Here is a 17,049-nt window from a genome sequence, read left to right on the forward strand (position 1 = left end):
CTTACCCGCATAAACTTCGCTGGTCTGCTCGATTGTCGATTGCACTAGAATTCGGCAAGCGCCCATTCGCACGATCGTGCTTTCTTTGGCACAATGTGGGCATTAGTTCGGAATCGCAATTAATTAATCAAAACCAGATTTCTGAGAGAGCGAAGGCAGATGGGCTGTTTTGATCCGAGTCGGGGTGTTGAAGCCGTCAGGCGCTTCAACCGGTTTTACGCGCGCCACGCGGGCGCTTTCCATGAACGGCTTCACAAGAGCCATTTTTCGCTCACCGAGGTGCGCATTCTTCACGAGCTTGCGCACGATCGCGCGCACACCGCCGCCGATCTTTCGCGTAATCTCGGGCTGGATACGGGCTACCTCAGCCGCCTCATCTCGAACTTCCAGAAGATGGGGCTCGTGGTGCGGCGCAAGAACGAGTCGGACGGGCGCGCGCACCTCCTGTTCATGACAACGGAGGCCAAAGCCAAAGTCGATGAACTCGACCTTCACGTGTCCACGGAAATGGCCTCGCTTCTGAACCGGCTGGCTCCCGGCGAGATCGAGCAGTTGTCATCGGCGATGGCGGACATCGAGCGGCTGCTGTCGCCCTCTTCCGCCGACGTCGTCACGCGCCTTCGCAGTCCGCGGTGCGGCGATTTCGGCTGGATGATCGAGCGCCACGCGCTGCTCGACGTATCCGAAGGGGCGTGCCTCCTGAACGAGACTCACGCGGCCGACGTCATCGCACGCTTTTTACATGCCATGCAGACGAACAAGCCGGGAATTGCATGCTGGGTGGCCGAGCAGCAAGGCGCCGCTCGCGTCGGTGCGGCGGTGCTGAATGCGGCGTCGGAAAGTCAGGCGCGCATTGAACTGCTGTTCGTCGAGCCGGGCGCACGACGTTGCGGTCTGGGCGAAAGCCTCGTCGCGGCATGCGCGAACTTTGCGCAGGGCGCGGGTTACGAAAGCGTCGTCTGCCAAATCGACGATGCGCGCGAAGACCTGTGCGCCCTCTTCATGCGCAGCGGCTTCAAACTGCGTCAAGATGAAACAGGCGTCGTCTGGGAACGCGAGCTGCGGCGGATCTACGCCGAATGACGGACTGATCCGCGCAATAAAAAACGGCGTCCATCAGGACGCCGTAGAAACAGAAGGATTGCAGTTCGTTAGAACGAAGGCACGACAGAACCTTTGAACTCGTTCTTGAGGAACTGACGCACGTCCTCGGACTGATACGCGGCGACGAGCTTCTTCACCCAGGGCTGGTCCTTGTCCTTCGTGCGGACCGCAATCAGGTTCGCATACGGACTATGCACGTCTTCGAGCGCAATCGCGTCCTTCGTCGGCTGCAGGCCGGCGGCAAGCGCGAAGTTCGTGTTGATCGCGGCGGCGTCGACATCGGCGAGCGTGCGGGGCAGTTGCGCTGCATCGAGTTCGACCAGTTTGATCTTCTTCGGATTCTCGGCAACGTCGAGCGCGGTTGCGCTGTTGCCGTTCGCACCGGCGCCGGCCTTCAGCTTGATGACACCCTGCGACTGCAACAGCAGAAGCGCGCGATTCTCATTCGACGGATCGTTCGGCACCGCGACCTTTGCGCCTTGCGGCAGGTCCTTCAGCGACTTCAGCTTCTTCGAATACACGCCGAGCGGCGAAATGTACGTCAGCCCCGCGTTGACGATCTTGTATCCGCGCTGCTTGACCTGGCTATCGAGATACGGCTGATGCTGGAAGCTGTTGGCGTCGAGATCGCCGGCATCGAGCGCGGCGTTCGGCTGAACATAGTCGTTGAACTCGATCACTTTCACGTTCAGACCTTCGCGCTTGGCGACTTTCTGCACGACTTGCCAGATTTGTGCGTCGGGGCCGCTGATCGTGCCCACCTTGATGACCTTGTCGTCGGCATGGGCCGAGGAGCTGGTGGCGAACGCCGCGGACGCCACGAAGGCGGCCACAGCTTTAAGCAAATTTCTGCGCTGCATGGTGTTCCTGTTTCGAATGCAAAATGACTGCGGGAGTGCTGTACCGGCTGTCGCACAAGGCGGGCCGCCGATGCGCGAATCTTCGCACAGCGTTGGCGCCTGCGGAAATACGGTTTGCTTATGTCCATATCCGCTGGCGGTGCGCCGTACAATCGAATGCACACAAACTTCGCCGAGGCTGCATCAGCATGTACGTGATCAATCTGCGATACACCGGCGCGCTCGCCGAAATCGACGATACGCTCGAAGAACATCGGACGTTTCTCGAACGCTATTTCGCCGCTGGCGTGTTCGTGATGGCGGGGCCGAAGGTGCCGCGCGATGGCGGCGTGATTATCGCGACGGGCGTCGATCGCGAGCGGCTCGACGCGATCATTGCCGAGGACCCGTTTGCCCGTCAGCAACTCGCGCACTACGACATCACCGAGTTCAAGGCGACGCGTCTCGCGCCGGGGCTGAACCTGCCCGAGCCCTCGACGCCATGAAAAAAGCGGCCCACGGGCCGCTTCATGCTTCGCTTGCTGCCTGGTCGATCAGTCGATCAGTCGATCAGCAGCTTGAGATCATGCACCCAGGGATCCACGCCCTGCCCATCGCGTGCGAAAAGACGCAACTTGCCGTCCTTGTCGAACACGTAGCTCGCGGCGGTGTGATCCATCGTGTAATCGGCAGGCGTCTTGCCCGCTGCCTTCCCGTAGTACACGCGAAAATCCTTCGCAATCTTCTGCAATTGCGCGTCATCGGGGCGCAAGCCGATGTACGACGGGTTGAACGCCGACACGTATTGCGCGAGCAAGTCCGGTGTGTCGCGTGCGGGATCGACCGTGACCATCAGCACTTGCACGTCTTTCGATTTGTCGCCGAGTTGCTGCATCGCCTGGGAAAGCTCCGCGAGCGTCGTCGGGCAGACATCGGGGCAATGCGTGTAGCCGAAGAACAGCACGACCGCCTTACCCTTGAAGTCCGCGAGCGTGCGCGTCTTGCCGGCGGTGTCGGGCAATGAGAAGTCGCTGCCGAACTGCTTGTTGCCGGTGATATCGAGATTCTTGAAATCGGGCGCCTTGTCGCACGCGCACAGCAGCGCCGCGCATGCGAACAATGCGAGAAGGCGGCGAACAGCGGACATCATGCGCCGATCACCGTGCGAACGTAGTGGTCGATCAGCAGGGCGGCGAAGAGCAGCGACAGATAGACGATCGAATAACGGAAAGCGCGGCGCGCGAGCGCGTCCGAATAAGCGCGATACAGCTTCCACGCATAGCCGAGGAAGATCGAGCCCAGCACGATCGCGCTCGCCAGATAGACGACGCCGCTCATGCCGGAGACGAAAGGCATCAGCGTGACGGCGAACAGCACGATGGTGTACAGGAAGATGTTCAGCAGGGTGTACTTTTCGCCGTGAGTTACGGGAAGCATCGGCAGGCCGGCGTTCTCGTAGTCCTTGCGGCGATACAGCGCGAGGGCCCAGAAATGCGGCGGCGTCCACACGAAGATGATCAGCACGAGAATCCAGGCATCGCCGGGCACCGCGCCCGTGACGGCGGCCCATCCGAGCGCCGGCGGCATCGCGCCGGACGCGCCGCCGATCACGATGTTCTGCGGCGTGTAAGGCTTGAGCAGCAGCGTATAGATGACCGCGTAGCCGACGAAAGTCGCGACCGTGAGCCACATCGTCAGCGGATTGGTGAACCTGTAAAGCGTCCACATGCCGATGCCGCCGAGTACCGCCGAGAACATCAGAATCTGCGTGCTGGTGATCTGCCCGCGCGCCGACGGACGCCATGCGGTGCGACGCATTTTCGCATCGACTTTCTGCTCGACGAGGCAATTGATGGCGAATGCGCCAGCCGCGAGCAGCCAGATGCCGACCGCGCCGCCGATGAGTTTGGTCCACGGCACCATGCCGGGCGTCGACAGGAACATGCCGATGACCGCGCAGAAGACGGCCAGTTGCGTCACGCGCGGCTTGGTCAGCGCGATGTACTGCGAAACGCGGCTGCCGAGGGGGGAATTGAGTGTGGTGCTATCCATGGACATGGGCCATCACGCTGAAACGACGTCGCGCGCGGGAAGCGCGGCGCGGCCGGGACGGCTGGAAGAGATTCGAAAGTTTAGCATGACGAGCAGCAGCAACAGGACGGCCGCACCGCCGTTATGAGCGACGGCCACCGGCAGCGGCCATTGCAGCACGATGTTCGACATGCCCGTCAGAAACTGAATGACGATCACGGCCAGCACGCCGTTCGCCGGCTTGCGCAGCGACTCGTAGCGGCGCAGCTTCGCAGCCAGCCACAGCAAATACAGCACGACGACGACCGCGAACGTGCGATGCGTCCAGTGAATTGCGACGAGCGCATCCTGCGAGATGACATCGCCTTCGCCGGTCATGCCGAGCGCGCGCCACAGGTGAAAGCCGTGTTCGAAGTTCATCGGCGGAATCCATTGCCCGTTGCAGAGCGGAAAGTCGGTGCAGGCCAGCACAGCATAGTTCGTGCTCACCCAGCCGCCGAGCGCGATCTGCACGACCAGCAGCGCGAGTCCGAACACGGCGGCGGGCATCCAGCGCGCGGCGGTCGAATCGAGCGACGGAACCGGCGTCATGCGCGCCGCCAGCCAGCCGAGCACGCCCAGAAGGGCGAGGCCGAGCAGGAGGTGCGTCGTGACGATCACCGGCTGGAGCTTGAGCGTGACGGTCCACGCGCCAAATGCGCCTTGCAGGCAGATCAGCAGCAGGATGCCGGTCGGCCACCACGGCGACACGTGCAGCGGACGGCGCTTGATGCGCGCGGTCCACGCGATGATCACCTGCGCGATGATCAGCACGCCGATCGCCATCGCGAAATAGCGATGCAACATCTCGATCCACGCCTTGACCATGCTGACGGGTCCGGTCGGCATGGCCTGATACGCGGCGGAAATCTGTGCGTGCGCGATAAACGGCGACGACGTACCGTAACAGCCCGGCCAGTCCGGGCAGCCGAGGCCGGAATCGGTCAGGCGCGTGAAGCCGCCGAACATGATCAGGTCGAGCGTCAGAAAAGTGGTGAGCCAGACGAGCTTTTTGAACTTGTCGTCATCGGCCTTCACCCAGACATAGGACAGCGGCAACAGCGCAATGCACAAGCCGATCAGTCCCAGTTGCAACACGAAACTCATAGTCCACCCTCAACCGATACGCGACCACTTCAACAGCTTCGCCACATCCGCGTTGATCTTCTTCGGATCGGGGTCCTTCGGGAAGCGCATCATCAAATTACCGTTCGGATCGACGAGAAAGATGTGATCTGTCAGCTTGGTGCCGTCGGCGACCGGCAGCCACTCGCCGACGGCGCGTGGATCGGCGATCAGCATGCGCGTGTCCGGCTGCGGATACGCTGTCTTGATAACGTCGGCGACGGGCTTCTCATCCGTGCGCAGCCAGACGTTGACCACGCGGTCACGCTCCGCCGATTGCAGCACGCGCACTTGTCGCATGTAGTAGAGGCGCTTGACACACTGTTCGTCGCAATCGCCGCTATTCACGGTGATCATCAGCCACTTGCCTTCGAGCGACTTGAACGGAAGCGTCTGGCCTTTCTCGTCCGTGACGACGAGTTGCGACGGAATCGGGCGCTGCGGATCGATGAGCTTGCCGTAGCTCGACGTGCCGCCTGCCGGCTTGAAGACGTAGTACATCAGGTAAGACGCGATCACCGGCGCCGCGCAAACGAGCGCCAGCAGCACGAGCATCCAGCGGCCGTTGGTCCAGGAGCCCTTGGAGGGCGTGCGTTGCCGCGTGGGCGGCTTGTCTGCGGCGGTCGTGGGGCGTTGGGAAGGCATCGTTCGTATAGGAATGAATTCAGGCGTGATTTGCGGCTTCGTCGTCGTCGCGGGGATTGCCCGGTGCGCCGGTCTTCTTCGCGGCGCGGCGTGCGGCGTACAGGCCGAAGCCCACGGCGGCGACGGCCATGCCCCACCACTGAAGCATGTAGCCGTAGTTGCGTTCGACGCCCAGTGTCGGCGCGGGCCAGTCGCGCACGAGCCGGTCGTGCGTGTCGTTCGTTTGCTGGATCACGAATGGCTGCAGCGCAAACCCCGTCTCGGCGGCGAACGCGGGAATGCTCAGGTTTTGCCGGATCTGCTGATGCGCCGCGGATCCACCCTTGCCCAGCTCGAACGCCTGCGACGGATTGGCGCGCGCAACGCCCTGAATATCGACGACGCCCTGCGGCGTCTCATAGCGTTCGATACCAGTGCGATCGGCCAGATTGCGCGGCAGCCATCCGCGATTGACGAGCACGTAGCCGCCGCCCTCGAGTTTAAGCGGCATCACGACATAAAAGCCGGGCTGGTCGTTATACGGACGATTGTCCAGATACACGACGCGCTCGGGCATGAACTCGCCGCGCGCTTCCACGCGATGGAATTCGACCGATTTCAGCGGCATTAGATCGACGCCCACACGCTGTGCCGGCGCGTTCTCGAACGCGACGATACGCGCGTTGAGCGCCTCCTTCTGAAGCGCGCGATCACGCTGCCAGAAGCCGAGACGCACGGTCACCGCCACGACGACAAGAATCAGGACCGTGGGCCAGAAACGGATTTTCATGCGCGACACGACCGCAGTGAAGCGTTGCGCGCCGCGCGGCGCGATGCGTCGAGTGAGATAATGAGATGACTCGTTTCCATACTGCTCAATGCGTTATCCGGGCAACTTGAGCAACATTGCCGGCTGGTTTCATGCACATTATCGTCGCCATCGCTTTCATACTCATCCTCGGCAGCCTCGGTTCGGCGCTGTATTTCATGATGACCGACCGCGGCAAGACCAAGCGGATGGTGTGGTCGCTCGCCATGCGCGTCGGGCTGTCCATTTCGCTCTTCCTGTTCATCCTGTTCGCGCACTGGATGGGCTGGATTCAATCGACGGGCATTCCCCTCGGACGATAACCCGCCGCAAAGGTTCTCCAACACGGGACGGATTGTCGCGGAGCGCGAATCTTTCGCGCGTGCCGTTTCCGTTTCCTCCCGCGCCTCAAAGCAAAACGCCGCCCCCGAACCTGAGGGCGGCGCGAAATCACGGCTCGACTGCGGTTAGCGGGCGCGCAAAGCCGCCCGCCTGAAACGCGCTTACAGCCAGTACACGACGACGTACAGCCCGAGCCAGACGACGTCCACGAAGTGCCAGTACCACGCGGCGCCTTCGAATGCGAAGTGGTGCTCCGCCGTGAAGTGTCCGCGCATCATACGCACCAGCACGACCGCCAGCATCGTGCCGCCCAGGAACACGTGGAAGCCGTGGAAGCCGGTCAGCAGGAAGAACGTCGAGCCGTACACGCCGGACGCAAGCGTCAGGTTCAGTTCGTTGTACGCGTGGAAGTATTCGTAGCCCTGGCAGAACAGGAAGATCACGCCGAGCAGCACCGTCGCGGCGAGCCAGCCGATCGCCTTCCTGCGATGATCCTCGCGCAGCGCATGGTGCGCCACCGTCAGCGTCGCGCCGGAACTGAGCAGCAGCGCGGTGTTGATGGTCGGCAGCGGCCACGGCACCATCGCGCGGAAGTGCGGGACCAGCGCGGCAGGGCCATTGTTCGGCCAAACGGCGGAGAAGTCCGGCCAGATCAGCTTGTAGTCGAGGCTGCCGAGTTCGTGCAATGCGATGGCTCGCGCGTAAAACAGCGCACCGAAGAACGCACCGAAGAACATCACTTCGGAGAAGATGAACCAGCTCATGCTCCAGCGATACGACACGTCCACGCGCTTGCCGTACATGCCGCCTTCCGATTCGGAGATCGCGTCGCCGAACCAGTGCCACAGCACGAACAGCAGGAACAGCAGGCCGATCAGCGTCGTGAACGGCGCGAACGAATGACCGTTGATCCACGCCGCCAGCGAGGACAGCATCACCAGCAAGCCGCACGCAGCCAGAATCGGATGCCGTGACGGATGCGGCACGAAATAGTACGGGCTCTCGTTTTGACCGCTCATTGTTGATTCTCCACTTCGATCCAGTTGCTTGAATTTTTTGATGCCGCATCGCCGCGCTCACGCGCCGCGCTCGTCCGACTATCCGACCACCGCCCGCACGATCACCAGCAACAGCACGATGAACAGCACAGCACCGATCACGCCGGCCGCGATCAGATGCAACGGATTCAACTGCGCCGCATCGTTTTCCAGGTCGGCCCGGCGCCGCACGCCGAAGAACGACCAGAACACCGCCTTCAGCAGCTTCACGAACCCGCCTTTGCGCGGCGTTGGGGAACTCATGGCGCTCACGTTCCCTTCGCGACCGACTTCGGCGCGTCCAGTTCGAAGAACGTGTAGGACAAGGTGATCGTCTTCACGTCTTTCGGCAGCTTCGGATCGACGACGAACACGACCGGCATGCGCTTCGTCTCGTTCGGTGCGAGCGTCTGCTGAGTGAAGCAGAAACATTCGATCTTCTTGAAATACTCGGTGGCCTGCTTCGGCGCATAACTCGGAATGGCTTGCGCCTTCACCGTGCGACCTTGTTCGTTGGTCACCTGATACATCACCGTCATCACTTCGCCCGGATGGATGTCCAGGTTCGACTGCTCCGGCTTGAACTTGAGCGGGCCGCGTGCGTTGGCATCCAGCTCGATGGAAACCGTGCGGCTCGCATCGACCTGCGTGTTCTTGGCCTCGCGCGCGCCGACGTCCCGCTGCACGAGATTGTTGATGCCGGTGATCTGGCAGATCGCGCGATACATCGGCACCAGCGCAAAGCCGAAGCCGAACATCATCGCGGCGACGACGAAGAGCTTGAAGAGCATCGACCGGTTGAACGAGCGGTCGACGCGCGAATCATCCTGCTGAGTGGACACGTTATCCTCGCGACAACAGGTATTGCCTGACGACGATACCCAGAAAAAAGACGGCGGCGATCAACACCATGACGAGGCCGAGCCGCTTGTTGCCCGCGCGGATTTCCTCGGGCGTGCGTCTTTTTTGTGGATTCGGGGCCATGCTTTCCTGAACTGACTGGCTGCAAGGCTTCGCTTCGAAGCCTTGCAGCACGATAAAACGGCTTACTCGACCGTCGGCGGGTTCTCGAACGTATGGAACGGCGCCGGGCTCGGCACGGTCCATTCGAGGCCTTGCGCGCCGTCCCACGGCTTGTCGCCGGCCTTCTCGTGCTCGCCGCCGCCACGATACGTCGGCAGCGCGACCGCAAACAGGAAGTAGACCTGCGCGAGACCGAAACCGAACGCGCCGATCGTCGCGATCTGGTTGAAGTCCGTGAACTGCGCCGGGTAGTCCGCATAGCGGCGCGGCATGCCCGCGAGACCCAGGAAGTGCATCGGGAAGAACGTGACGTTGAACGTGATCATCGACGCCCAGAAGTGAATCTTCCCGCGCATCTCGTTGTACATCCAGCCCGTCCACTTCGGCGACCAGTAGTACCAGCCCGAGAACAGCGCGAACAGCGAACCCGCCACCAGCACGTAGTGGAAGTGCGCGACCACGTAGTAGGTGCCGTGCATCTGGATATCGAGCGGCGCCATCGACAGGATCAGGCCCGTGAAGCCGCCCATCGTGAACACGAACAGGAAGCCGATCGCGAAGAGCATCGGGGTTTCGAAGGTCAGCGCACCGCGCCACATCGTCGCGACCCAGTTGAAGACCTTCACGCCCGTCGGCACGGCGATCAGCATCGTCGCGTACATGAAGAACAGCTGGCCCGTCACCGGCATGCCGGTGGCGAACATGTGGTGCGCCCACACCATGAACGAGAGAATCGCGATCGATGCGGTTGCGTACACCATCGAGCTATAGCCGAACAGCGGCTTGCGCGAGAACGCCGGGATCACCTGCGACACGATCCCGAACGCCGGCAAGATCATGATGTACACCTCGGGGTGACCGAAGAACCAGAAGATGTGCTGGTACATGACCGGATCGCCGCCGCCCGCCGCGTTGAAGAACGACGTGCCGAAGTGACGGTCGAACAGCACCATCGTGATCGCGCCCGCCAGAACCGGCATCACGGCGATCAGCAGATACGCGGTGATGAGCCACGTCCACGCGAACATCGGCATCTTCATCAGCGTCATGCCCGGCGCGCGCATGTTCAGGATCGTCACGACGATGTTGATGCCGCCCATGATCGACGACGCGCCCATGATGTGCACCGCGAAAATCGCGAAGTCCATGCCGGGGCCCATCTGCGTCGACAGCGGCGCGTAGAGCGTCCAGCCCGCTGCGGTCGCGCCGCCCGGCACGAAGAACGAGCCGACCAGCAGCACGGCGGCAACCGGCAGCAGCCAGAAGCTGAAGTTGTTCATCCGCGCGAACGCCATGTCCGATGCGCCGATCTGCAGCGGCACCATCCAGTTCGCGAAACCGACGAACGCCGGCATGATCGCGCCGAACACCATGATGAGGCCGTGCATGGTGGTCAGCTGGTTGAAGAACTCGGGGCGCATGATCTGCAGGCCCGGCTCGAACAGTTCGGCACGGATGCCGAGCGCCATCACGCCTCCGGAGAGGAACATGATGAACGAGAACAAAAGGTACAGCGTACCGATGTCCTTGTGGTTGGTGGCCCATAGCCACCTGCGCCAACCATGCGGCACCTCGTGCGCATGGTCGTCGTGCGCGTGGTCGTGACCCGCGGCTACATCGTGTCCGATGCTAGACATGACAATCATCTCCTAAAGCGAATACTCGTGGCACTTGGCTTCTCGACGCTTCTCCGTTGCCCAAGGCGAAGGAGAAGCGCGTGCGAGACATGTCAAGCAGCCGGACTGATTTCCACGCGGCGTGCTTCTTTCGCATCCGTGCCGCCCGTGACGGACTCGGGCTTCTTCAACACGATACGTTCTTCGGCCACGCCTGCCGCCTTCAGCGCATCGCGAACGGCTTGCGCGCGCTTCTTTGCGAGATCGGCGTTGAGGTCCGCGCCGCCGCTGGCATCCGTGAAGCCCGACAACGCGATCTTCGCGTCCGGATGGGCCTTCGCGTACGCTGCCGCGGTCTGGACTGCATTGTTTGCGTCAGCGGGCAGCGTGCTCTTGCCCGTTTCGAAGTAGATGCTGGCCGGCAAGCCTGCAGCCTGAGCCGCTGGCGTCGCTTCGGCGCCGGATGCGGCCGGCGCGCTCGCCTCGGCAGCCGCCGGCGCCGCAGCGCTCGCGGCTTCAGGCGCGGATGCCGCTGCCGTCGCGCCGCCTTCGGGCATCTTGCCGTTGCGGGCGTCGGCCACTTGCTTCGGCTGCAGCATGTCGCCTGCGTGGTTGCTCCACGAGTTGCGCTCGTAGGTCACGACCGATGCGATTTCGACGTCGTTCAGCGTGGTTTGCCACGGCGGCATGGCGCCCTTGCCGTGCAGCACGATGTTCACGTGCTCGGCGACCGGACCGTTCGCGATCTTGCTGCCGTCGATGGCCGGGAACTGGCCCGCGCCCTTGCCTGTCGGCTGGTGGCAGACCGCGCAGTTCGAAGCGTAGACCTGCGCGCCGCGCGTCTTCAGCTCGTCCATCGTGTAGGTCTTGTTGGGATCGTCGGTGGAAGAAGCCATTTTCTTCTTCTGCGCATCGACCCACTTCGTGTAGTCGTCGGCGGACAGCACGTTGACGACGACCGGCATGTACGCGTGCTCCTTGCCGCACAGTTCGGTACAGAAACCGCGATACACGCCCACCTTCTCCGCCTTGAACCACGTGTCGCGCACGAAGCCGGGAATCGCGTCCTGCTTCACGCCGAACGCCGGCACGTACCACGAGTGGACGACATCGTTCGCCGTGGTGATGATGCGAATTTTCTTGTCGACCGGGACGACGAGCGGGTTATCGACTTCCTGAAGATAGAGATCGGAGATCGGCTCCTGGCCGTTCACCTGGCTGCGCGGCGTGGACAGCGTCGACAGGAAGCTGATGCCTTCGCCCGGGCCCTTCACGTAGTCGTAGCCCCACTTCCACTGATAGCCGGTGACCTTCACTGTGAGGTCGGCGTTGGTCGTGTCCTTCATCGCGACGACGGCTTTGGTAGCCGGCAGCGCCATCAGAATGACGATGATGAACGGCACGATCGTCCAGATGATTTCGACCGTGGTGCTTTCGTGGAAATGCGCCGGCTTGAAACCCTTCGACTTGCGATGCTTCACGACCGAATAGAACATCACCCCGAACACGCCGAGGAAAATGACGGTACAGATGATGAGCATGAAGATATGGAGGCCGTAGAGCTCCTCGGCGATCTTCGTCACAGGCTGCTGGAAGTTGATTTCGTTCACAGCGGGACCGCCAGGACTGTCGTTGACCGCCAGGGCCACGCCGGCGTTCAGCAGTGCGCCTGCCGCCAGCACGCCCGCGAGGGCTCGCTTGATTGTTTTCATAGCATCCTTACCCAAAATTTCCATTCAAACCCTCGACCCCGTGGGCATCGCGCCTGGTTGCCCGTTCCTCTTCAGGCAAGGCGTCTCAGTGACGCCTGCAACTCGGCAGCAAACTGCCTGCGACGATGCTGTGCAAGGTGCAGTCCGATCTTCACCGACTGACCGCGCGACACGATCGTAAGCGGCTCTCTCGGCGTCGCACCCGCTTCAACCCGCACCCAGCGCGGGTTGAACTCGAACTGCGTCAGTACTTCGGCGTTCATCTGCTCGATCAACAACCGGTTTCGATACAGCCGGATTCTTTCGTAATCGACGGCGTGCCGCGCGTAAATTACGAACGCGACGGCCACGACCATCAACTCGACTCCGGTGAACGGCAGCACCAGCCAGGCGCCATTCAGAAAAAGCGGTGTCGCGATTGCCAGCGAAAACAGCGCAAGCGACAAATAGAAGCACACGAACTGACGCGGCGACACCGAGCAGTTGCGTTTCATCAGCCAGTCTTTCACGACCGGCTCGGACTCCGTCAGCGTTTGACTCGCCTGCATCGCCGCCTCCATCCATCCGCACGCAATGCCATACATTTGCTCGGATTTCGCCCAAATTTGTGTCAGTCCGGGCGACAAACTGACGCATTATAGGCGGGTTGGGTGGCATCCACAAGCAAGGGTCGTAGCGTCGCAAAGCCAAGCGGCACAAGCCTCTGCGCCCAATTGACGCAGTTTTTCACATGTCTTTTGCACGCTAATCCTTGACATAACAAGCGCCCTATTTACGGCAATCGTCATGCCGTTCACCGGGCGCCCAACGGCTCCCTAGCGGCCGCGTTTCGGCCCCCGCCCTATATCTTCCAGCCGAACGATGCCATGTCCGTCCGCCGTCGTTCGCGGCACCGCTTTCCACGCGTGACCATAGATGACTTCGATGGTCAGCGGAATCGTGCCGTCATCGCGGCGCAACGCCTCGAGCGCCCGGTGAACCGCGCCACGCAAGGCTGCACCGGCAGCGCCGCCGGACTGTTCAACGTCCGCGCGCTCGAACGGATACGCGCCCCAGCGCGTCACATCCGCGAGCAGCGACTCGGGCGAACGATAGGTGATCGTCAGCACTTCCTGATCCATGACCGGAATTTCGAAGCCGCTTTCGACGAGCATGTCGCCGAGATCGTGCATGTCGACGAAATCGATCGTGTGCGGCATCGGCGCGAGGCCCAGCGTGCGCTCGGCTTCGCGATACGCGGCGGCGAGCTCACGCAAGGTATCGGGGCCGAAGGTGCTAAACATCAGCAGGCCGTTGACTTTCAGCACACGCTGCCATTCGGGCAACACGGCGTCCGGGCGGGAATGCCAGTGCAGCGCGAGGTTGGACCACAGCAATTCGAATGCGCCGCCCGCGAACGGCAGCGCGGAGAAATCGGCCTGCGCCAGTTGCGGGCCACGCGCGCCGAAGGCCCGGGCGAGCGTCGATGGCAAGAAACGTCGCCAGCCTGCGCCGTTCTCCGCTTCCGCGGCTTCAGCGGCGCGGGCGCGCGCGAGCATCGCGGAAGAGATATCGACTCCGAGCACCGACGCCTCGGGAAACCGCTCCCTCAGACGCCCCAAATCCGAACCGGCGCCGCAGGCCGCATCGAGGACGCGCATCGGCGTAACCTTGATGTACTCCAGACGCTCGCGCATGCGATCCGCGATCTCACGCGGCAGGAACGCGACTTCGTCGAACGCGGCGGCGCGACGGTCGAAAATCGCGCGCAAACGGCGCGGATCATAGGCCGGTCGGCTAGTTTTGGGGGACGTGGGGGACATGACGATCAGTTCGCGAAGAGTGCGAAGTATACTCGGTCGTCTCGAAATAGGCCCATGCGATGGCGGCTTCGGCCCCGTCGCGCGGCTTCCGACGCGCACGCCACCATGAAACTCGTCAGCCATTTTTCGCCGTTTTCCGCGTTCGCCGCAGCGCGTGCACGCGCGCTGGCGACGATTGCGCGCAAGGCGCTCGACATCGCGCTGCCGAGTCAGTGCGCGTTATGCGGCAATGTGTCGCAGCAGCTTCTGTGTGCCGGATGCGACGAGCAGAACTGGAACGAGCGGCGCATCCGGTGCGCGACCTGTGCGATGCCGCTCGCGCCGTCGTACGTCAGGCGGGATCGGGAAGACGTGCGGCTGCACTGCGCCGCATGTCTCAACAATCCGCCCGCGTTCAACGACACCCTCGCGCTTGCCGACTACCGCGCGCCGCTCGACCAGCTCGCCGTCGAACTGAAGTTTCGCGCACGTCTTGCTGCCGGCGCGGAGTTCGCGCGTCATCTGCACGCGATGTTCGAAGACAGCGGCCTGCCGCCGCCCGATGTCATCGCGCCGGTGCCGTTGTCGCGCAAGCGGCTCGTCTCGCGCGGCTACAACCAGGCGTGGGCGATCGCGCGCCCGCTGGCGGGACGCCTCGCCGTTCGTGCCGATGCCGCGCTCATCGCCCGCGTCATTCATACTGCGGCCCAATCGAAACTGGATGTCGATACGCGCAGGCGCAATGTCGCGCGCGCGTTCGTCGTCCGAAGCGATGTGCGCGGCAAGCATGTCGGCGTCGTCGACGATGTGATGACGTCCGGCGCCACGCTCGACGCCCTCGCCCGCACGCTCAAGCTCGCGGGCGCGCGCCGCGTCACGAACTTCGTCGCGCTGCGCACGCCGAAAGATTGATCAACTCAGCCGGAATCCTGCAATCCATGTTCAACGTCGTACTCGTCGAGCCCGAAATCCCGCCGAACACCGGCAACGTCATCCGTCTCTGCGCCAACACGGGCGCGCGGCTGCATCTGATCGAGCCGCTCGGCTTTCCGCTCGATGACGCGAAGTTGCGCCGCGCGGGACTCGATTACCACGAGTACGCCGAAATGAACGTGCACGCCAACTGGGATGCGTTCATCGCGAAGGAATCGCCCGATGCGGCGCGCATGTTCGCGTTCACGACACGCGGCTCGACGCCCTTTTTCGACCACGCGTTCAAGCCGGGCGACTGGTTCGTGTTCGGCGCGGAAACGCGCGGCCTCGCGCCCGAATTGCTCGACCGCTTTCCGAATCAGCAGCGCGTGCGTCTGCCGATGCGTCCGGGCAACCGGAGCCTGAATCTGTCGAACACGGTGGCGATCGTGACGTTCGAAGCCTGGCGTCAGGCGGGCTTCGAAGGCGGCGCTTGAGCCGCCAGTTCGGCGAGATAGAGTGCGAGCATGGCGTCCTGAAAACAGGCGAAGACGACGCGCTCGACCGAGGGCGTGTGCGGCAGCGCGTCGATGACGGTCGATACCGCGATCCGCACCGCCTGCTCCACCGGAAAGCGATAGATGCCGCAACTGATCGCCGGAAACGCGATCGACTTGCAGTGCGCTTCGTTCGCGAGTTCGAGCGAGCGCCGATAGCAACGCGCGAGCAGTTCAGCCTCGTTGCGCTTGCCGCCGTTCCACCGCGGCCCGACCGCGTGAATGACGTGCCGGGCCGGCAGGTCGTACCCGCCGGTGATCTTCGCGTCGCCGGTTTCGCAGCCGCCTAGCGTTTCGCACTCGCGCAGCAGGCCGCGCCCCGCTCTGCGATGAATCGCGCCATCGACACCGCCGCCGCCCAGCAGCGACCTGTTCGCCGCATTGACGATGGCGTCGACTTCGAGCGTGGTGATATCCGCGACTACGGCTTCGAGTTGAACCATGACGCGCTCCGGAGAAACGTGGCGCTATTCGGCCTTCGCGTCGCGGTTCAGCAGGGCCTGGACGGCGTCGCGCGGCGCGACGTTATCGAAGAGCACGCGGCATACCGCGTGCGTGATCGGCATCTCGATGCCACGCGACTGCGCCAGCGACAGCACCGCGCGCGCGCAGCGCACGCCCTCGGCCACATGACCGAGCGCGGCAAGAATTTCGTCGAGCGTGCGGCCGCTCGCCAGTTGCATGCCGACCGTGCGGTTGCGCGACAGGTCGCCGGTGGCGGTCAGGATCAGATCGCCGAGGCCCGTGAGTCCGGTGAACGTCTCGGCGCGGCCGCCCAGCGCCACGCCCAGGCGCGACATCTCCGCGAGCCCGCGCGTGATGAGCGCCGCGCGGGCGTTGAGGCCGAGGCCGAGGCCATCGGAGATGCCGGTCGCAATCGCGAGCACGTTCTTCACCGCGCCGCCCACTTCGACGCCGGTGACGTCGTCGCCGGTGTAGATGCGCATCGCGCCATGATGAAACGCGGCGACCGTGCGTGCGCACAAATCCGCCGACGGGCTCGCCACGGTCAGCGCGACCGGCAAGCCTTGCCCCACTTCGCGCGCGAAGCTCGGCCCCGACAGCGTGCCGTTGCTCGCGTGGCCGGGAAGCTCCGCGGCGACGACTTCGTTCGGCAGGCATTGCGTGTCCGCTTCGAAGCCTTTGCAAAGCCAGACGATATGCGCCGGAACGACGTTCGCCTGACGCATCGCGCGGCACAGCGCGCGCAAGCCGGCAACCGGCGTCGCAACGACGCACAGCGCATCCGGCGCGGCGGCGTGTTTCAGCGCAATGCCGAAGTCCGCTTCAAACGCGAGCGACTCAGGCAAGCGCACGCCCGCGAGATAGCGCGTGTTTTCGTGACGTTGGGAAAGAGAATCGATGAGCGCGCGATCGCGCGCCCACAGCATCGTGTCGTGCCGTGCCGCAAGGTGGCCCGCCAGTGCGGTGCCCCATGCGCCGGCGCCGAGAACGGCTACTTTCATGCTCGGCTCCGGTCGGCAGAGTCAGGACAAGGC

General features: G+C 63.2%; 21 protein-coding genes and 1 pseudogene. 6 read left to right on the forward strand and 16 right to left on the reverse strand.

Annotated features, from left to right (window positions below; genetic code table 11):
• Window positions 1-159 precede the first annotated feature (159 nt).
• Together AB6804_RS08080 and AB6804_RS08085 are read left to right on the forward strand one after the other, a co-directional pair.
• A pseudogene (locus tag AB6804_RS08080) lies at window positions 160-390 on the forward strand (MarR family transcriptional regulator); the annotation flags it as partial.
• Between the two features lie 105 nt (window positions 391-495).
• Window positions 496-1,083, forward strand: a complete 588-nt coding sequence (locus AB6804_RS08085; RefSeq protein ID WP_370886267.1) for a GNAT family N-acetyltransferase — start codon at window positions 496-498, stop codon at window positions 1,081-1,083.
• Between the two features lie 68 nt (window positions 1,084-1,151).
• Here the strand turns inward: AB6804_RS08085 and AB6804_RS08090 are convergent, their stop codons facing one another.
• On the reverse strand, window positions 1,152-1,964 hold the full coding sequence (locus tag AB6804_RS08090; protein WP_370886023.1) for a MetQ/NlpA family ABC transporter substrate-binding protein: 813 nt from the start codon (window positions 1,962-1,964) through the stop codon (window positions 1,152-1,154).
• A gap of 188 nt (window positions 1,965-2,152) precedes the next feature.
• On the opposite strand from AB6804_RS08090, the gene AB6804_RS08095 reads away from it, so the two are divergent.
• Window positions 2,153-2,449, forward strand: coding sequence for a YciI family protein (locus AB6804_RS08095; protein WP_370886024.1), 297 nt, complete (start codon window positions 2,153-2,155; stop codon window positions 2,447-2,449).
• A gap of 56 nt (window positions 2,450-2,505) precedes the next feature.
• Here AB6804_RS08095 and AB6804_RS08100 read toward each other — a convergent pair whose 3' ends face one another.
• From AB6804_RS08100 to AB6804_RS08120, 5 genes are read right to left on the reverse strand one after another with little or no spacing between them, the layout of a single operon-like run.
• Window positions 2,506-3,093 carry an SCO family protein gene (locus AB6804_RS08100; protein ID WP_370886025.1) on the reverse strand — a complete coding sequence of 196 codons (588 nt, stop codon included), beginning with the start codon at window positions 3,091-3,093 and terminating at the stop codon, window positions 2,506-2,508.
• The gene (gene cyoE / locus AB6804_RS08105) at window positions 3,090-3,995 is read right to left on the reverse strand and encodes a heme o synthase (protein ID WP_370886026.1); all 906 of its coding nucleotides are present in this window, start codon (window positions 3,993-3,995) and stop codon (window positions 3,090-3,092) included. The genes AB6804_RS08100 and cyoE overlap by 4 nt, the downstream gene beginning before the upstream one ends.
• Before the next feature lie 12 nt (window positions 3,996-4,007).
• Complete coding sequence (locus AB6804_RS08110; protein WP_370886027.1) at window positions 4,008-5,120, reverse strand: heme A synthase; 1,113 nt, start codon at window positions 5,118-5,120, stop codon at window positions 4,008-4,010.
• A gap of 9 nt (window positions 5,121-5,129) precedes the next feature.
• Window positions 5,130-5,783, reverse strand: a complete 654-nt coding sequence (locus AB6804_RS08115; RefSeq protein ID WP_370886028.1) for an SCO family protein — start codon at window positions 5,781-5,783, stop codon at window positions 5,130-5,132.
• Between the two features lie 19 nt (window positions 5,784-5,802).
• The gene (locus tag AB6804_RS08120) at window positions 5,803-6,552 is read right to left on the reverse strand and encodes an SURF1 family protein (RefSeq protein ID WP_370886029.1); all 750 of its coding nucleotides are present in this window, start codon (window positions 6,550-6,552) and stop codon (window positions 5,803-5,805) included.
• Between the two features lie 131 nt (window positions 6,553-6,683).
• Here AB6804_RS08120 and AB6804_RS08125 point away from each other — a divergent pair, with 131 nt between their 5' ends.
• Window positions 6,684-6,893 (forward strand): twin transmembrane helix small protein, encoded by a 210-nt coding sequence (locus tag AB6804_RS08125; RefSeq protein ID WP_035961831.1) that lies wholly within the window; start codon window positions 6,684-6,686, stop codon window positions 6,891-6,893.
• A gap of 180 nt (window positions 6,894-7,073) precedes the next feature.
• Here the strand turns inward: AB6804_RS08125 and AB6804_RS08130 are convergent, their stop codons facing one another.
• From AB6804_RS08130 to AB6804_RS08165, 8 genes are all read right to left on the reverse strand, one after another.
• Complete coding sequence (locus AB6804_RS08130) at window positions 7,074-7,931, reverse strand: cytochrome c oxidase subunit 3 (RefSeq protein ID WP_370886030.1); 858 nt, start codon at window positions 7,929-7,931, stop codon at window positions 7,074-7,076.
• Between the two features lie 78 nt (window positions 7,932-8,009).
• Window positions 8,010-8,213 (reverse strand): DUF2970 domain-containing protein, encoded by a 204-nt coding sequence (locus AB6804_RS08135; protein ID WP_035961938.1) that lies wholly within the window; start codon window positions 8,211-8,213, stop codon window positions 8,010-8,012.
• A 5-nt stretch (window positions 8,214-8,218) separates the two neighbouring features.
• Entirely contained in the window at window positions 8,219-8,791 is a 573-nt protein-coding gene (locus tag AB6804_RS08140) for a cytochrome c oxidase assembly protein (RefSeq protein WP_370886031.1), read from the reverse strand.
• Between the two features lies 1 nt (window position 8,792).
• Window positions 8,793-8,933, reverse strand: a complete 141-nt coding sequence (locus AB6804_RS08145) for a cytochrome oxidase small assembly protein (RefSeq protein ID WP_035961835.1) — start codon at window positions 8,931-8,933, stop codon at window positions 8,793-8,795.
• Window positions 8,934-8,995: 62 nt separating this feature from the next.
• The gene (ctaD, locus tag AB6804_RS08150) at window positions 8,996-10,609 is read right to left on the reverse strand and encodes a cytochrome c oxidase subunit I (RefSeq protein ID WP_035961940.1); all 1,614 of its coding nucleotides are present in this window, start codon (window positions 10,607-10,609) and stop codon (window positions 8,996-8,998) included.
• Between the two features lie 92 nt (window positions 10,610-10,701).
• Complete coding sequence (coxB, locus tag AB6804_RS08155) at window positions 10,702-12,324, reverse strand: cytochrome c oxidase subunit II (RefSeq protein ID WP_370886032.1); 1,623 nt, start codon at window positions 12,322-12,324, stop codon at window positions 10,702-10,704.
• Window positions 12,325-12,371: 47 nt separating this feature from the next.
• Complete coding sequence (locus AB6804_RS08160; RefSeq protein ID WP_035961941.1) at window positions 12,372-12,848, reverse strand: DUF2244 domain-containing protein; 477 nt, start codon at window positions 12,846-12,848, stop codon at window positions 12,372-12,374.
• A 267-nt stretch (window positions 12,849-13,115) separates the two neighbouring features.
• Window positions 13,116-14,102 carry a methyltransferase domain-containing protein gene (locus AB6804_RS08165; RefSeq protein ID WP_370886033.1) on the reverse strand — a complete coding sequence of 329 codons (987 nt, stop codon included), beginning with the start codon at window positions 14,100-14,102 and terminating at the stop codon, window positions 13,116-13,118.
• A gap of 105 nt (window positions 14,103-14,207) precedes the next feature.
• Here AB6804_RS08165 and AB6804_RS08170 point away from each other — a divergent pair, with 105 nt between their 5' ends.
• Window positions 14,208-14,993 carry a phosphoribosyltransferase family protein gene (locus AB6804_RS08170; protein WP_370886034.1) on the forward strand — a complete coding sequence of 262 codons (786 nt, stop codon included), beginning with the start codon at window positions 14,208-14,210 and terminating at the stop codon, window positions 14,991-14,993.
• 26 nt (window positions 14,994-15,019) lie between these two features.
• Window positions 15,020-15,490, forward strand: coding sequence for a tRNA (uridine(34)/cytosine(34)/5-carboxymethylaminomethyluridine(34)-2'-O)-methyltransferase TrmL (trmL, locus tag AB6804_RS08175; RefSeq protein ID WP_244793591.1), 471 nt, complete (start codon window positions 15,020-15,022; stop codon window positions 15,488-15,490).
• On the opposite strand, the gene AB6804_RS08180 is transcribed toward trmL, so the two are convergent.
• Together AB6804_RS08180 and AB6804_RS08185 are read right to left on the reverse strand one after the other, a co-directional pair.
• The gene (locus AB6804_RS08180) at window positions 15,463-15,993 is read right to left on the reverse strand and encodes an O-acetyl-ADP-ribose deacetylase (RefSeq protein WP_370886035.1); all 531 of its coding nucleotides are present in this window, start codon (window positions 15,991-15,993) and stop codon (window positions 15,463-15,465) included. The two genes, trmL and AB6804_RS08180, sit on opposite strands and share 28 nt — an antisense overlap.
• Window positions 15,994-16,017: 24 nt before the next feature.
• A complete protein-coding gene (locus AB6804_RS08185; protein WP_370886036.1) occupies window positions 16,018-17,016 on the reverse strand; it encodes an NAD(P)H-dependent glycerol-3-phosphate dehydrogenase in 999 nt (332 codons plus the stop codon).
• Window positions 17,017-17,049 lie beyond the last annotated feature (33 nt).

It is taken from the genome of Caballeronia sp. RCC_10, from assembly GCF_041360715.1.
GTDB lineage: Bacteria > Pseudomonadota > Gammaproteobacteria > Burkholderiales > Burkholderiaceae > Caballeronia > Caballeronia grimmiae.

Bases quoted from the DNA above. Each gene is read 5' to 3' on its own strand.
- AB6804_RS08090 (WP_370886023.1), bottom strand. From the start codon at position 1,964: ATGCAGCGCAGAAATTTGCTTAAAGCTGTGGCCGCCTTCGTGGCGTCC.
- AB6804_RS08095 (WP_370886024.1), top strand. From the start codon at position 2,153: ATGTACGTGATCAATCTGCGATACACCGGCGCGCTCGCCGAAATCGAC.
- AB6804_RS08100 (WP_370886025.1), bottom strand. From the start codon at position 3,093: ATGATGTCCGCTGTTCGCCGCCTTCTCGCATTGTTCGCATGCGCGGCG.
- cyoE (WP_370886026.1), bottom strand. From the start codon at position 3,995: ATGGATAGCACCACACTCAATTCCCCCCTCGGCAGCCGCGTTTCGCAG.
- AB6804_RS08110 (WP_370886027.1), bottom strand. From the start codon at position 5,120: ATGAGTTTCGTGTTGCAACTGGGACTGATCGGCTTGTGCATTGCGCTG.
- AB6804_RS08115 (WP_370886028.1), bottom strand. From the start codon at position 5,783: ATGCCTTCCCAACGCCCCACGACCGCCGCAGACAAGCCGCCCACGCGG.
- AB6804_RS08120 (WP_370886029.1), bottom strand. From the start codon at position 6,552: ATGAAAATCCGTTTCTGGCCCACGGTCCTGATTCTTGTCGTCGTGGCG.
- AB6804_RS08125 (WP_035961831.1), top strand. From the start codon at position 6,684: ATGCACATTATCGTCGCCATCGCTTTCATACTCATCCTCGGCAGCCTC.
- AB6804_RS08130 (WP_370886030.1), bottom strand. From the start codon at position 7,931: ATGAGCGGTCAAAACGAGAGCCCGTACTATTTCGTGCCGCATCCGTCA.
- AB6804_RS08135 (WP_035961938.1), bottom strand. From the start codon at position 8,213: ATGAGTTCCCCAACGCCGCGCAAAGGCGGGTTCGTGAAGCTGCTGAAG.
- AB6804_RS08145 (WP_035961835.1), bottom strand. From the start codon at position 8,933: ATGGCCCCGAATCCACAAAAAAGACGCACGCCCGAGGAAATCCGCGCG.
- ctaD (WP_035961940.1), bottom strand. From the start codon at position 10,609: ATGTCTAGCATCGGACACGATGTAGCCGCGGGTCACGACCACGCGCAC.
- coxB (WP_370886032.1), bottom strand. From the start codon at position 12,324: ATGGAAATTTTGGGTAAGGATGCTATGAAAACAATCAAGCGAGCCCTC.
- AB6804_RS08160 (WP_035961941.1), bottom strand. From the start codon at position 12,848: ATGCAGGCGAGTCAAACGCTGACGGAGTCCGAGCCGGTCGTGAAAGAC.
- AB6804_RS08165 (WP_370886033.1), bottom strand. From the start codon at position 14,102: ATGTCCCCCACGTCCCCCAAAACTAGCCGACCGGCCTATGATCCGCGC.
- AB6804_RS08170 (WP_370886034.1), top strand. From the start codon at position 14,208: ATGAAACTCGTCAGCCATTTTTCGCCGTTTTCCGCGTTCGCCGCAGCG.
- trmL (WP_244793591.1), top strand. From the start codon at position 15,020: ATGTTCAACGTCGTACTCGTCGAGCCCGAAATCCCGCCGAACACCGGC.
- AB6804_RS08180 (WP_370886035.1), bottom strand. From the start codon at position 15,993: ATGGTTCAACTCGAAGCCGTAGTCGCGGATATCACCACGCTCGAAGTC.
- AB6804_RS08185 (WP_370886036.1), bottom strand. From the start codon at position 17,016: ATGAAAGTAGCCGTTCTCGGCGCCGGCGCATGGGGCACCGCACTGGCG.